The organism is Kitasatospora sp. NPDC002522 (assembly GCF_053595195.1).
On the sequence record NZ_JBSFXE010000027.1, the window covers coordinates 56,082 to 69,903 of the forward strand.

Below are 13,822 nucleotides of genomic sequence, written 5' to 3' on the forward strand. Positions count from 1 at the left end.
GCCGCAGGCTGGACTCCGACAGTCCACGCAACCGAGACAGCCGTGAGGTGCACGCCATGCCACTGCTGAGCCAGATCACCGGGCCCGCCGACCTCAGACGACTGCACACCGGGCAGCTGCCGATCCTCGCCGACGAGATCCGCGACTTCCTGATCGACGCGGTCACCCGCACCGGCGGCCACCTCGGCCCGAACCTCGGCGTGGTGGAGCTCAGCATCGCCCTGCACCGGGTCTTCGACTCCCCGCACGACCGGATCCTCTGGGACACCGGCCACCAGGCGTACGTGCACAAGCTGCTCACCGGCCGTCAGGACTTCTCCCGGCTGCGCGCCAAGGACGGGCTCTCCGGCTACCCCTCGCGCGCCGAGTCCCCGCACGACCTGATCGAGAACTCGCACGCCTCCACCGCGCTCGGCTACGCCGACGGCATCGCCAAGGCCAACCAGCTGCTCGGCGTGGACCGCTGCACCGTCGCGGTGATCGGCGACGGCGCGCTCACCGGCGGCATGGCCTGGGAGGCGCTCAACAACATCGCCGAGGCGCAGGACCGCCCGCTGGTCATCGTGGTCAACGACAACGAGCGCTCCTACGCCCGCACCATCGGCGGCCTCGCCCACCACCTGGCCACCCTGCGCACCACCCGCGGCTACGAGCGCTTCCTGTCCTGGGGCAAGGACGCCCTGCAGCGCACCCCCGTGGTCGGCCCGCCGCTGTTCGACGCGCTGCACGGCGCCAAGAAGGGCTTCAAGGACGCTTTCGCGCCGCAGGGCATGTTCGAGGACCTGGGCCTGAAGTACCTCGGCCCGATCGACGGCCACGACATTGCCGCCGTCGAACAGGCGCTGCGCCAGGCCCGGCACTTCGGCGGCCCGGTCATCGTGCACTGCCTGACCGTCAAGGGCCGCGGCTACCGGCCCGCCGAGCAGGACGAGGCCGACCGCTTCCACGCCGTGAACCCGATCGACCCGTACACCTGCCTGCCGATCTCCCCGTCCGCGGGGGTCTCCTGGACCTCCGCCTTCGGCCAGGAGATGCTCGCCATCGGCGCGGAGCGGCCGGACGTGGTCGGGGTGACCGCGGCGATGCTGCAGCCGGTCGGACTCGGGCCGTTCGCGCGGGCGTACCCCGACCGGATCTACGACGTCGGGATCGCCGAGCAGCACGCGGTGGCCTCCGCCGCGGGCCTGGCCACCGGCGGTTTGCACCCGGTGGTCGCGGTGTACGCCACCTTCCTCAACCGGGCCTTCGACCAGGTCCTGATGGACGTCGCGCTGCACCGGCTCGGCGTCACCTTCGTGCTCGACCGGGCCGGGGTGACCGGGAACGACGGGGCCTCGCACAACGGCATGTGGGACCTGTCGATCCTGCAGGTCGTCCCCGGGCTGCGGCTGGCCGCCCCGCGCGACGCCGACCGGCTGCGCGAACAGCTCCGGGAGGCCGTCCAGGTCACCGACGCGCCCACCGTGCTGCGCTTCCCGAAGGGTGAACTCGGGCCCGCGGTACCGGCGTTGGAGCGGATCGGCGGCATCGACGTGCTGGCCCGCACCGGGCCCAGCCCGGACGTCCTGCTGGTCGCCGTCGGCGCGATGGCCCCCGCCTGCCTGGACGCCGCCGCGCTGCTCGCCGCCGAGGGGATCACCGCCACCGTGGTCGACCCGCGCTGGGTCAAGCCGATCGACCCGCAGCTGGTCACGCTGACCGCCGCCCACCGGATGGTGGTCACCGTCGAGGACGGCGGCCGCACCGGCGGCGTCGGCGCCGCCCTCGCCCAGGCCATGCGCGACGCCGAGGTGGACGTCCCGCTGCGCGACCTCGGCATCCCGCAGGAGTTCCTGGCGCACGCCTCGCGCGGTGAGATCCTCGAGGAAGTCGGACTCACCGGCACCGGCGTCGCCGCCCAGACCGCCGCCTACGCCCGCCGCCTGCTGCCCGGCACGCGGAGCGGCGCCGAGGAGTACCGGCCTCGGGTGCCGCGCAAGTGACCGACCCAAGGAGCGAACCAGCGTGACCCAGGCCGAACCGCTCGACCTCGCCGCCCTGCTCGACGCCCGGGGCGGCGAACGCTACGAACTGCACGCCCGCTACCTCAACCCGCAGCAGCCGCGGATGCTGCACACCATCGGCTTCGACCGGTACTACGAGCGCGCCGCGGGCCCGTACTTCTACGACGCCGAGGGCAACGAGTACCTGGACATGCTGGCCGGGTTCGGCATCTTCGCGCTCGGCCGGCACCACCCCGCCGTCCGGGCGACCATCGAGCAGGTGATGCGGCTGGAGACGGCCGACCTGACCCGCTTCGACTGCTCGCCGCTGCCCGGCCTGCTCGCCGAGCAGCTGATCGCGCACGCGCCGGGCCTGGACCGGGTGTTCTTCGGCAACAGCGGCACCGAGGCGGTCGAGACGGCGCTGAAGTTCGCCCGGTACGCCACCGGCCGGCGGCGGGTGCTGTACTGCGACCACGCCTTCCACGGGCTGACCGCGGGCTCGCTGTCGGTCAACGGCGAGGGCGGCTTCCGCAAGGGCTTCGACCCGCTGCTGCCGGACACCGCGATCCCGCTCGGCGACCTGGACGCGCTGCGGCGCGAGCTGAAGAAGGGCGACGTCGCGGCGCTGATCGTGGAGCCGATCCAGGGCAAGGGCGTGCTGGCCCCGCCGCCCGGCTGGCTGGCCGCCGCCCAGGCCCTGCTGCACGAACACAAGGCCCTGCTGATCTGCGACGAGGTGCAGACCGGCGTCGGCCGCACCGGCACCTTCTTCGCCTACCAGGCGGAGGAGGGCGTCCAGCCCGACCTGGTCTGCGCGGCGAAGGCGCTGTCCGGCGGCTACGTCCCGATCGGGGCGACCCTCGGCAAGTCGTGGATCTTCGAGAGGGTGTACTCCTCGATGGACCGCGTGCTGGTGCACTCCGCCAGCTTCGGCTCCAACGCCCAGGCGATGGCGGCGGGCCTGGCCACCCTGCACGTGATGCGGCAGGAGGGCGTGGTGGAGAACGCCGCCAGGATCGGCGAGCTGTTCCGCTCCCGGCTGGCCGCGCTGACCGACCGGTACGAGCTGCTGGCCGAGGTGCGCGGCCGCGGGCTGATGATCGGCATCGAGTTCGGCCGGCCCAGGTCGCTGAAGCTGCGCACCGGCTGGACGGCGCTGCAGGCCGCCCGCAAGGGCCTGTTCGCGCAGATGGTCGTGGTCCCGCTGCTGCAGCGGCACCGGATCCTCACCCAGGTCTCCGGCGACCATCTGGAAGTGATCAAGCTGATCCCGCCCCTGATCATCACCGAGAAGGAGGTCGACCGCTTCGTCGACGCCTTCACCGAGGTGATGGACGAGGCCCACCGCGGCAGCGGCCTGATGTGGGACTTCGGCCGCACCCTGGTCAAGCAGGCGGTCGGCAGTCGTTAGAGCTCGGTCCGGCGGCGGCGGACCACCACCCACAGGTCGGCCGCCGCCACCACCGTCAGCACGCCGCAGCCGACCGCGAAGACGGTCAGCGTCCCGCTGCTGGGCGCGCCGTCCGGCGCGGCGAGTGCCGCCCAGACCGCGAAGCCGGCGGTGCACAGGGCGAAGAACGGCAGGAACAGCACCGACAGCAGGAACCGGAGCTTCAGATCGCTGCGCGCGGTGGCCGGCTCCGTCCCGCTCCGCCACGTCCTGGGCGTCCTGGCGCGCCGCATCGCACACCGCCTCCCGCTGTCGTCGGCCTACTCTTTCAGCGTAGGACCGGTGGCAAGCGGGAGGCGGCGATGGACGACGTACTGGCGGACTACCTGGGACTGCCGGAGGAGCCGGCCCGCGCACTGGCGGCCGAACGGGGCTGGCGGACGGTGCGGGTGCTGGCCCCCGGCGAGCTGGTGACCATGGAGTACCGGTCCGACCGGCTCAACCTGACCGTCCGGGACGGCGAGGTCGAACGGGCCTGGGCGGCCTGAGGGCGGACCGGCAGCGGGGTGGTCGTCCACGACGGCCGGGCCGGCTCCCGGCGCGGCCGGGCGGCCGCGGGGCGGGCCGCGTCGCGTTCGCGGTGCCAGATCTCGGTGATCCGCTCGTTCAGCGCGGCCACCGCCGGCTCGGCCAGCGGGAGCGAGAGCAGCACCAGCGCCCCGGCCGCCCAGCCCGCGAGGACGTCCGAGATCCAGTGGGTGCCCAGGTAGACCGTGGTCAGTCCGATGGAGGCGGCGGTCAGCCCGGCCAGCACCGCGCCGGTCCGGCGCCAGCGGACCGCCAGGTAGGCCAGCACCCCCCAGGTGACCACCGCGTTGGCGGTGTGCCCGGAAGGGAAGATGGTCCCGCCGGAGAAGAGCTCCGGCGAGCCCACGTAGTGCGCGTAGTGCGGCCCGAGCCGCCCGGTGATGATCTTGACCGCGCCGACCGTGACGTTGAGCAGTAACAGCGCCATCCCCATCACCAGCAGCGGCCGCGCCGAGTGGGTCCGGTAGCAGCGCCAGCCCAGCCACAGGCAGGCCGCGATGGCGGTCGGCCCGCGCTGCCCGGCGACCACCCAGATGTCCAGGTACGGCAGCGCCTCCGGCCAGCGCCGGTACGGGCGCAGCTGCTGCAGCGCCCAGTCCAGGTCGACCAGCGGGGAGTCGTAGAGGATGGCGACCACCACGGCCAGGTACACCAGCCCGGTCAGGCCGAAGAGCACGGCGTGCCGTCGGCTGATCGGCGGAAGGACGGAATCGGTCACGGAAGTGGCGGATTCGCGGTCGGATTGGACCGGAACCGTGCACACGGTGGTCGATATCCGCTTCTCGAGGGATTCGGGCATGGCTGGCACGGTTCGACATTACCGGCTGCCCCCGGGCGGACCGGCTGATTCCGGGCACTTGTCACCCGCCGGTGACCCGTTGTCCGCAGCATCCACATAACGGCAGCTCACGGGCGGTACGGTGGCGCGGCAATCGCCGCACGAGTGGGCGAAATCACGCCCCCGGGGGCGCATCCGCGCGCCGTATTCCGCAGGTTTCTCCAATTGCCCTACGGGTAGTGCGCACGCGAAAGGGGCGGTCGATTTCCGGTGACGCAGGTCACTTCCGGGAAATCGGCCGCCCCTTCGAAGGGTGGCGCAGGGGTCAGGGCAGCAGCCGCTCGACGGCCACCGCGCCCTCCGTCTCCAGCTGTCGCCTGGCCTTCTCGATGAGCTCCGGCGTGGGGGTGCGGCCCGAGGCCATCACCAGGTCCTCGGGGTCGACGGGGTGCTCGGCCCCGGTGTGCAGCAGGTTGTCCGGCGTCGGCATGGAGTCGCTGTCCGTGGGTCCGGTCATCAAGAACCTCCGTGGATGGAGCACCGGAAGGGCCGTCGCGGCCCTTCCGTTCGGGCGCCCGCCGCCGGTCGGACGGCGGGAGGACTGCAAGTCGAGTGTGACCCCGGCCGCCGTCCCTCCGCACCACGAGGGCCGCGACGCGCCGGGATCAGTCCAGCGGGCCGCCCGCCACGTAGATCACCTGGCCGGAGACGAAGCCGGCGCCCTCGGAGGCGAGGAAGGAGATGGTGTGCGCGATGTCCTCCGGCACGCCGACCCGCGCCACCGGGATCGCGGTGGCCGCCGCCTGCTTGAAGGCCTCGAACTCCATGCCCACCCGGGCGGCGGTGGCCGCGGTCATGTCGGTCGCGATGAAGCCCGGGGCGACCGCGTTGGCGGTGATGCCGAACTTGCCGAGCTCGATCGCCAGGGTCTTGGTGAAGCCCTGCAGGCCGGCCTTGGCCGCCGAGTAGTTGGCCTGGCCGCGGTTGCCCTGCGCGGAGGAGGAGGAGAGGTTGACGATCCGGCCGAAGCCGGCGTCCACCATGTGCTTCTGCACCGCGCGGGTCATCAGGAAGGCGCCCTTGAGGTGCACGTTCATGACGGTGTCCCAGTCCGACTCGGACATCTTGAACAGCAGGTTGTCGCGGAGCACGCCCGCGTTGTTCACCAGCACCACCGGCGTGCCCAGCTCGGCGGCGATCCGGTCGACCGCCGCCTGCACCTGCTCGGCGTCCGACACGTCCGCGCCGACCGCCAGTGCCCGTCCGCCCGCCGCCTCGATCGCGTCGACGGTGCCCTTGGCGGTGGACTCCTCCAGGTCGACCACCGCGACCGCGTAGCCGTCGGCGGCGAGCCGCAGGGCGGTGGCCGCCCCGATCCCACGCGCCGCACCCGTCACCACGGCCACCCGGACCGGGGCGTCGGCGGTCACGGACGTGCTCTGCTCGGTCATCTTCGTACTCGTCTCTCTCGAAGTCGGACGACGGGACCGGCCACGTGCCGGCGACCCGCGAATGAGAATCAGGGGTTGCGCTGCGCGCTGCGGGCGTCACCCTACCGGCGGGTAGCGTTCCGGGCCAGAGTGCAGCGCCGCAGGTGACAGAGGGTGAGGTAGGGCTGCGGCCGAGCGGGTGATGTGACCCCGACATACGAGAGAAATATGCCAACTTCACCGAACCTGCGACTACTATCTGCCCCTACCTGCCAGCGCAGGCCGACCGTTTGTATAGTGTGCGCCAGCAGCCACCGGCTGCACGGCTGGCGCGTCCTCCCTCACAGCGGGATGCTCACTCGCCGTTACTGCCCCGCTCGGGTGTCCCACACACCCCGAGCGTGACACCGGGACGGATTTCATGGTGCTGGGGGAGATCCCGACGACCCGCGTGCCCGGCCGACTGCAGCAGTCGCCCGGTCACCTCATCCGCGTGGCCCAGCAGGTGCACACCCGCTTGTGGTCCGAATACGTCGGTACCGAGCTGACGGCTCCGCAGTTCGCGGTGCTGCTGGTACTGGCGTTGGAGCCCGGAGCCGACCAGCGCACGGTCGGCGAACGGGCCTCGCTCGACAAGGCCACGATGGCCGAAATGGTTGCCCGGCTGGTCCGGCGGGGCCTGGTGCTCCGCCGCCGCGACCCCGCCGACGGCCGCCGCAAGCTGCTGGCGCTCTCGCAGAGCGGCGCTCAGGCCGTCCGCGAGGCCACCGGCGGCGTGGTCCGCGTCCAGCGGACCCTGTTCGAACCGCTCAGCCCCGACGAACAGTTGGAGGTCGTCCGGGTGATGTCCCGGATAGCCAGGCTGGAGCCGGCCGCGGTCGCCGTCATGAACGACGCCCGGCCGACGCTGGACGCCCAGCGCGCCATCGGCTACCTCATCCGGGTGGCCCAGCAGGTGCACACCAAGCTCTGGTCGGAGAAGGTCGGCAACGAGCTGACGGCTCCTCAGTACGCGGTGCTGGACGCGCTGGAGACCGAGCCGGGCGCGGACCAGCGCACGGTCGGCGAACTGGCCTCGCTGGACAAGGCGACGATGGCCGAGATGGTCAGCCGGCTGGTCCGGCGCGGCCTGGTGCTGCGCCGTCGCGACCCCTCGGACGGGCGCCGCAACCTGCTCTCGCTCTCCCCGACCGGCCAGGAGCTGCTGCACCGCTCCACCGCCGGGGTCCGCGAGGTCCAGGAGGCGCTGCTCGCCCCGCTGGAGCCGCACGAGCACGCGTCGGCGCTGGCGCTGCTCGCGAAGGCGGCACGGCTGTAACGATTCTGCATCGCGCCGCCCGGCGGTTCGGGGGGCGACCGTGATCCGGGTGGCAACGCGGCACCGCCCGGAACGCGCCGGAGCGGGCCGACACCTGACAGGGTGTCGGCCCGCTCCGGTGTGCTGCGGGGGTTCTTGGCGCCGGATCAGTTCCAGTCGAAGCCGGCCGGGTCCGGGCCGATCCGCTTGCCGGTGGCGATCCCGGCGATGGCGGCCAGGTCCGCGGCGTCCAGCTCGAAGCCGGTGACGTCCAGGTTCTCCCGGATCCGGGCCGGGGTGACCGACTTCGGGATGGCGATGACGCCGCTCTGCAGGTGCCAGCGCAGCACCACCTGGGCGGCCGTGCGGCCGTGCTTCGCGGCGATCTCCAGCAGCGCGGGCTCGGCCAGCAGGTCACGGCCCTGGCCCAGCGGGCTCCACGCCTCGGTGGCGATGCCGTGCGCGGCGTGCAGCGCGCGCAGCTCCTCCTGCGGGAAGTACGGGTGCAGCTCGATCTGGTTCAGCGCCGGCACCACGTCGGTCTCCTTGAGCAGCAGCTCGAGGTCCGGGACGCGGAAGTTGGAGACGCCGATCGCGCGGACCCGGCCCTCGGCGTGCAGCTGCTCGAAGGCGCGCCAGATGTTCAGGAAGCTGTCGCCGTGCATCGGGCGCGGCCAGTGGATCAGGTACAGGTCCAGCTGGTCGACGCCGAGCTTGCCGAGCGACTCGTCGAACGCGCGCAGCACGCGGTCGCGGCCCTGCTCGCCGTTCCAGTCGAGGGTGCCGGAGTTCCACAGCTTGGTGGTGAGGAACAGCTCGGCGCGGTCGACGCCTGCCTCGGCCACGGCCTGACCGGTGCCCGCCTCGTTCTCGTAGATCGCGGCGGTGTCGATGGAGCGGTAGCCGGCCTCGATCGCGGTGCGCACCGCGGGGACGGCCTCCGCGTCCGGCACCTGCCAGACGCCGAAGCCGAGCTGCGGGATCTCCACGCCGTTGTTGAGCGTGATCGAGGGGATTGCGGGAGTGCTGGTCACGGGAAGGGGTGCCCTTCGGTTGTGCTGGTTGTTTCCAAGAGGCGGCCAACCCGGGTCGGCAATGGCCTATTCCCGGTCGGGAGAAAATCCCCGGATCGGATGAACCGTGACAGGGCCGACTCCCGCACCGGGCCGATCTGTCGGAAAACCTGTTGCGTGCGTCACATTCCGGCGGTCAGGCTCCCCATCATGACGAGCTGACACCCCCGCGCCGCTGCGCCGCCGCCCGCCCCGGCCCCCCTCCGCGACTCCGCTCCCCGGCCGCCTCCGCCCGCCGCGGAGCCCGTCCGTCCACGGCACCGCCGTCCCCGACCCGCCCCGCCGCGCCCCCACCCAGCGCGGCAGGCCGTCGCCGCCTGCCCCGACTCACCCCCGCAACGGAGCGACCATGCCGCTCAGGCCCCTCCCGCTGCCCGATCCCGGCAGCCCCGACCTCACCTCCCCGCTGGCGTTCCTGCGCTGGCTCCAACGCAGCCAACGCCGCGGGCAGTTGCTCGCCACCCTGTGGAGCCTGCTGGAACTCGGCTGCCTGGCCGCCCTCCCGGTGGCGATCGGCCGGGGCGTCCAGGCCGTGGTCGACGGCGACCCGGGCGCGCTGCTCGCCGCCGGCGGGCTCGCCCTGCTGCTCTCCGCCTGCCAGGCCGGGATGACGGTGCTGCTGCACCGCCAGGTGGTCTGGAACTGGATCCAGGCCGCGTCCCAGGTCCGGCAGCTGGTGGCCCGTCAGGCCTCCCGGCTGGGCTCCGGGCTGACCAGCCGGATCGCCACCGGCGAGATCGTCGCCGTCTCCAGCGGCGACGTGGAGAAGATCGGCTGGTACGTCGAGCTCACCGCCCGGCTGTACGGCGCGGTGCTCGCCTGGCTCGGCGTCAGCCTGGTGGTGCTGTTCTGGCAGCCCGGCCTCGGTCTCGCCGTCCTGCTCGGCGTGCCGGTGCTGGCCGCCGCGGTCTGGCCGCTGCTCGGCCCGTTCGAGCGGCGGTACACCGAGCAGCGCGCGCTCGGCGGCAAGGCGTCCGAGCTGGCCGCCGACACGGTGGCCGGGCTGCGGGTGCTGCGCGGCATCGGCGGCGAGGAGCTCTTCCTGGAGCGCTACCGCACCGCCTCGCAGAAGGTCCGCACCGCCGCCGTGCGCACCGCCCGCACCTGGGCGCTGATGCAGTCCCAGGAGGTGCTGCTGCCAGGCCTGTTCGTCATCGGTGTCACCTGGTACGGCGCACACCTCGCGCTCAGCGGCCGGATCGGGGTCGGCGAGCTGATCTCGGTCTACGGCGCGACGGCCTTCCTGGCCGCGCCGCTGCGGGTGCTGGGCGAGGCCGCGCACGCCTGGAGCGTGGCGCGGGTCTCGGCGGGCCGCGCGGTGCGGGTGCTGTCGCTGCAGCGGTCCTCGGCCGATCCGACACGAACGGAGGGTGACGGAGCGTCAGCATCGCCCGACGCCTCGTCGGAGCTGCTGGCCCGCGCAGACAGGTCCGACCTGCACGACCCGAGCAGCAGGCTCACCGCCCGGGCCGGACTGCTGACCGCCGTGGTGTGCGGCGATCCGGACGTGGCGGGCGAGTTGGCCGCCCGGCTGGGCGGGCAACCGGCGCTCGCCGAGGGCGCGCAGCCCGTGGCCTCCGCGCGGCTCGGAGGTCTGGAGCTGGACGCGGTGTCGTTGGCGGCGGCCAGGGCGGCCGTCCTGGTGCACGACAAGGAGCCGGTGCTGCTCTCGGGCTCGCTCGCCGAGCTGCTGGACGTGCCGCGCTCCGGCCGGGTCGGCACCGCGGAGGCGCTGGCCGCCGCCCGGGCCGAGGACGCGCTGGAGGCCCTGGTCGACGGCTCGCCCGAGTGCGCGGGCGACCCGATGGCGGCCAGGATCACCGAGCGCGGCCGCTCCCTCTCCGGCGGCCAGCGCCAGCGCCTGGCCCTGGCCCGCTCGCTGGTCGCCGACCCGCCCGTACTCGTCCTCGACGAGCCCACCAGCGCGGTCGACGCCCACACCGAGTCCCGCATCGCCGTCAACCTCCGCAAGCTCCGGGGCGGCCGCACCACGGTCGTGTTCGCCACCAGTCCGCTGCTGCTCGACCAGGCGGACGCGGTGCTGCTGGTCCAGGACGGCGCGGTGGTGGCCACCGGCACCCACCGCTCCCTGATGGCCCAGGACGGGCGCTACCGGGCGATCGTCACCCGCGAGGAGGCGGCGGCTGACGATCCGTCAGCTGCCGCCTCCGAGCCCGCGCTGCCCGCACCGACCGTCCCCCTGTTCCCGACCGCCCCGATCACCCCGACCGCTCCCGGAGGCTGCGCATGACGCCCACCCCCGTCCGCGGAACGTCACCCGCCGCCGCCCGCCGCCGGGTCCACCCGACCTGCCCGACCCACCCGACTCGTCCGAGGAGCGTGCTGTGAAGCCCCCCATGATCAAGGAGCAGGGGCCGGCGACCACCCTGCCGGTCGGTTCGACCCGCGCGGTACGGGAGTACGGGCGGATGCTGGCGCGGCGTCACCGGCGCGGGCTGGCCGGTGTGGTGGCGCTGCACGGGACGGCCACCGTCGCCGGGCTGGTCGGGCCCGCGCTGCTGGGGTCGCTGGTGGAGTCGCTGTCCACCGGCGGCGGGGGCGGGCAGATCGCCGCCGCGGTCGGCTGGTACCTGGCGGCGCTGCTGGTGCAGACGCTGTTCACCGGGCTGTCGCTGCTGCGCGGCAGCATCCTCGGCGAGGAGGTGCTGGCCGACCTGCGGGAGGACTTCCTGGTCCGCTCGGTCGCGCTGCCGCTCGGCGTCCTGGAGCGGGCCGGCACCGGCGACCTGGTCTCCCGCGGCACCACCGACATCGACCGGCTGGCCCGCTCGATCCGCGACGCGGTGCCCGAACTCGTGGTCGCGACGGTCTCGGTGGTGCTGGTGCTCGGCGCGCTGGTGGTCACTTCGCCGCTGCTGGCCGCCACCGCCGTGTTCGGCCTCCCGCTGCTGCTGATCACCTCCCGCTGGTACTTCCGGCGGGCCCCGGAGTCCTACCGCCACGAGTCGGCGGGGTACGCGGCGGTGAACACGGCGCTGGCCGAGACGGTCGACGCCGGCCGGACGGTCGAGACGCTGCGCCTCGGCGACCAGCGGGTGGCGCTGACGGACCGGAAGATCCGCGAGTGGATCCAGTGGGAGCGCTACACCCTGTGGCTGCGCAGCATCTGGTTCCCGACGGTGGACGGCACCTACGCGCTGGCGGTGCTCGGCACCCTGGTGCTGGGCGGGCTGTTCGCGATCCACGGCTGGATCACCCCCGGCCGCCTCACCACCGGGGTGCTGTACGCGCAGGCGCTGGTCCACCCGGTGTCGCGCCTCCTGCGCTGGTACGACGAGCTGCAGATCGGGCAGACCTCGCTGGCCCGGCTGGTCGGGGTGCGGGAGGTCGCCGAGCCGGACACCGACGAGGCGCTGCGGCCGGACGGCCGCCGGGTCGAGGCGGTCGACGTGAGCTTCGGCTACCGCGAGGGCACCGACGTGCTGCGCGAGATCACGCTGGAGGTGGAGCCGGGCAGCCGGGTCGCGCTGGTCGGCCCGTCGGGCGCGGGCAAGTCCACGCTCGGGCGGCTGCTGGCCGGGATCTACGCCCCGGGCCGCGGCCGGGTCACCCTCGGCGGGGCGCAGCTGTCCCGGATGCCCGCCGAGCGGGTGCGCACCGAGGTGGCGCTGGTCAACCAGGAGCACCACGTCTTCGTCGGCACCCTGCGCGACAACCTGCGGCTGGCCAGGGCGGAGGCCGACGACACCGAGCTGCGCGCCGCGCTCACCGCGGTGGACGCCGACGAGTGGGCGGACGCGCTGCCGGACGGGCTGGACACCGAGGTCGGCTCCGGCGGCGCGGCACTGACGCCCGCTCAGGCGCAGCAGCTCGCGCTGGCCCGGCTGGTGCTGGCCGACCCGCACACCCTGGTGCTGGACGAGGCGACCTCGCTGCTCGACCCGCGGGCGGCCCGGCACCTGGAGCGCTCGCTCTCCCGGGTGCTGGCGGGCCGCACGGTGGTGGCGATCGCGCACCGGCTGCACACCGCGCACGACGCCGACGTGATCGCGGTGGTCGAGCAGGGCCGGATCACCGAGTACGGCCCGCACCCGGAGCTGGTCGCCTCGGGCGGTCCGTACGCGGCGCTGTGGCGGTCCTGGCGGGACGAACGGTAGCCGCACCGGCCCGGGCGGCTGCTGACCCGGCGACGGTCAGCGGCCGCCCGGGCCGCCGCCGGTGGCGCGGACGGGTGAATGGGGCCCGGGCGGCGGGGGTGGCGCGGGCGGCGGGCGGCGGGGCGGGCGCAGACTGCGGTGGTGACCAAGACATCCGGTGGTTTCCAGTCAGGCTCCGGTCAGCGCAGTGAGATCGCGGGCATCCCGACCCGGTACCTCGCGATCGGCGCGATCACGGTGTTGGCGATCTGGTTCCTGTTCGCCAACCTGGAACGGGTGAAGATCCAGTTCTGGGTGTTCACCGTCACCAGCCCGCTGTGGATCGCGCTGCTGGCGACGCTGCTGGCCGGCATGGCACTGGGCTGGCTGCTGAAGGGGCGGCGCAGCAAGTGACGGTCCCGCAGGAGGCGGCGGGCTTCGCGCCGCTGATCGAGCTGCGCGCGGTCAACAAGCACTTCGGCGAGTTGCACGTGCTGCGGGACATCGACCTGACGGTGGGGCGCGGCGAGGTCGTGGTGGTGATCGGGCCGTCCGGATCGGGGAAGTCCACGCTGTGCCGGGCGATCAACCGGCTGGAGCCGGTGGAGAGCGGCAGCATCCGGATCGACGGCGAGCCGCTGCCCGCGGAGGGCAAGGGCCTGGCGAAGCTGCGGGCCGAGGTGGGGATGGTCTTCCAGTCCTTCAACCTGTTCGCGCACAAGACGGTGCTGCAGAACGTGACGCTGGCTCAGATCAAGGTCCGCGGGCGGGGCCGGGCGGAGGCCGAGACGAAGGGCCGGGCGCTGCTGGAGCGGGTGGGGCTGTCGGCGCACGCGGAGAAGTACCCGGCGCAGCTGTCCGGCGGCCAGCAGCAGCGGGTGGCGATCGCCCGGGCGCTGGCGATGGACCCCAAGGCGCTGCTGTTCGACGAGCCGACCTCCGCCCTCGACCCCGAGATGATCAACGAGGTGCTGGAGGTGATGCGCTCGCTGGCCGCCGAGGGGATGACGATGGTGGTGGTCACCCACGAGATGGGCTTCGCCCGGGCCTCCGCCAACCGCGTGGTGTTCATGGCAGACGGGCGGATCGTCGAGGACCGCGTCCCCGAGGAGTTCTTCGCGAACCCGCGCAGCGAGCGGGCCAGGGACTTCCTGTCCAAGATCCTGAAGCACTGAGGCGGCGCG

Annotated in this window: 12 protein-coding genes and 1 pseudogene; 8 read left to right on the plus strand and 5 right to left on the minus strand. The window is 73.3% G+C overall.

Annotated elements, in window-relative coordinates; translation table 11 throughout:
- Positions 1-56: 56 nt before the first annotated feature.
- Entirely contained in the window at positions 57-1,982 is a 1,926-nt protein-coding gene (dxs, locus tag ACWD4U_RS22600) for a 1-deoxy-D-xylulose-5-phosphate synthase (protein WP_363454975.1), read from the plus strand.
- A gap of 22 nt (positions 1,983-2,004) precedes the next feature.
- Positions 2,005-3,396, plus strand: a complete 1,392-nt coding sequence (locus ACWD4U_RS22605; RefSeq protein ID WP_363454972.1) for an aspartate aminotransferase family protein — start codon at positions 2,005-2,007, stop codon at positions 3,394-3,396.
- On the opposite strand, the gene ACWD4U_RS22610 is transcribed toward ACWD4U_RS22605, so the two are convergent.
- Positions 3,393-3,668, minus strand: coding sequence for a DUF6343 family protein (locus ACWD4U_RS22610; RefSeq protein WP_363454969.1), 276 nt, complete (start codon positions 3,666-3,668; stop codon positions 3,393-3,395). The genes ACWD4U_RS22605 and ACWD4U_RS22610 overlap by 4 nt on opposite strands.
- A 69-nt stretch (positions 3,669-3,737) precedes the next feature.
- Here ACWD4U_RS22610 and ACWD4U_RS22615 point away from each other — a divergent pair, with 69 nt between their 5' ends.
- Complete coding sequence (locus ACWD4U_RS22615) at positions 3,738-3,923, plus strand: I78 family peptidase inhibitor (protein ID WP_363454966.1); 186 nt, start codon at positions 3,738-3,740, stop codon at positions 3,921-3,923.
- 212 nt (positions 3,924-4,135) lie between these two features.
- Here ACWD4U_RS22615 and ACWD4U_RS22620 read toward each other — a convergent pair.
- The 3 genes and pseudogenes from ACWD4U_RS22620 to fabG form a co-directional block, all read right to left on the minus strand.
- Positions 4,136-4,762, minus strand: a pseudogene (locus ACWD4U_RS22620) (phosphatase PAP2 family protein); the annotation flags it as partial.
- Between the two features lie 304 nt (positions 4,763-5,066).
- Positions 5,067-5,258, minus strand: coding sequence for a hypothetical protein (locus ACWD4U_RS22625; RefSeq protein ID WP_363454963.1), 192 nt, complete (start codon positions 5,256-5,258; stop codon positions 5,067-5,069).
- A 148-nt stretch (positions 5,259-5,406) separates the two neighbouring features.
- A complete protein-coding gene (gene fabG, locus ACWD4U_RS22630; protein ID WP_363454960.1) occupies positions 5,407-6,192 on the minus strand; it encodes a 3-oxoacyl-ACP reductase FabG in 786 nt (261 codons plus the stop codon).
- Between the two features lie 496 nt (positions 6,193-6,688).
- On the opposite strand from fabG, the gene ACWD4U_RS22635 reads away from it, so the two are divergent.
- Positions 6,689-7,489 (plus strand): MarR family winged helix-turn-helix transcriptional regulator, encoded by an 801-nt coding sequence (locus ACWD4U_RS22635; RefSeq protein ID WP_363454957.1) that lies wholly within the window; start codon positions 6,689-6,691, stop codon positions 7,487-7,489.
- A 146-nt stretch (positions 7,490-7,635) separates the two neighbouring features.
- On the opposite strand, the gene ACWD4U_RS22640 is transcribed toward ACWD4U_RS22635, so the two are convergent.
- The gene (locus ACWD4U_RS22640; RefSeq protein WP_363454954.1) at positions 7,636-8,502 is read right to left on the minus strand and encodes an aldo/keto reductase; all 867 of its coding nucleotides are present in this window, start codon (positions 8,500-8,502) and stop codon (positions 7,636-7,638) included.
- A gap of 388 nt (positions 8,503-8,890) precedes the next feature.
- Between ACWD4U_RS22640 and ACWD4U_RS22645 the strand changes: the two genes are divergently transcribed.
- The 4 genes from ACWD4U_RS22645 to ACWD4U_RS22660 all read left to right on the plus strand — a co-directional run bounded on the left by ACWD4U_RS22645 (position 8,891) and on the right by ACWD4U_RS22660 (position 13,813).
- Positions 8,891-10,792 (plus strand): ABC transporter ATP-binding protein, encoded by a 1,902-nt coding sequence (locus tag ACWD4U_RS22645; RefSeq protein WP_363454951.1) that lies wholly within the window; start codon positions 8,891-8,893, stop codon positions 10,790-10,792.
- 106 nt (positions 10,793-10,898) lie between these two features.
- Positions 10,899-12,659 carry an ABC transporter ATP-binding protein gene (locus tag ACWD4U_RS22650; RefSeq protein ID WP_363455118.1) on the plus strand — a complete coding sequence of 587 codons (1,761 nt, stop codon included), beginning with the start codon at positions 10,899-10,901 and terminating at the stop codon, positions 12,657-12,659.
- A gap of 141 nt (positions 12,660-12,800) precedes the next feature.
- Entirely contained in the window at positions 12,801-13,052 is a 252-nt protein-coding gene (locus tag ACWD4U_RS22655; protein WP_363454949.1) for a LapA family protein, read from the plus strand.
- A 32-nt stretch (positions 13,053-13,084) separates the two neighbouring features.
- Positions 13,085-13,813 carry an amino acid ABC transporter ATP-binding protein gene (locus ACWD4U_RS22660; RefSeq protein WP_449787276.1) on the plus strand — a complete coding sequence of 243 codons (729 nt, stop codon included), beginning with the start codon at positions 13,085-13,087 and terminating at the stop codon, positions 13,811-13,813.
- Positions 13,814-13,822 lie beyond the last annotated feature (9 nt).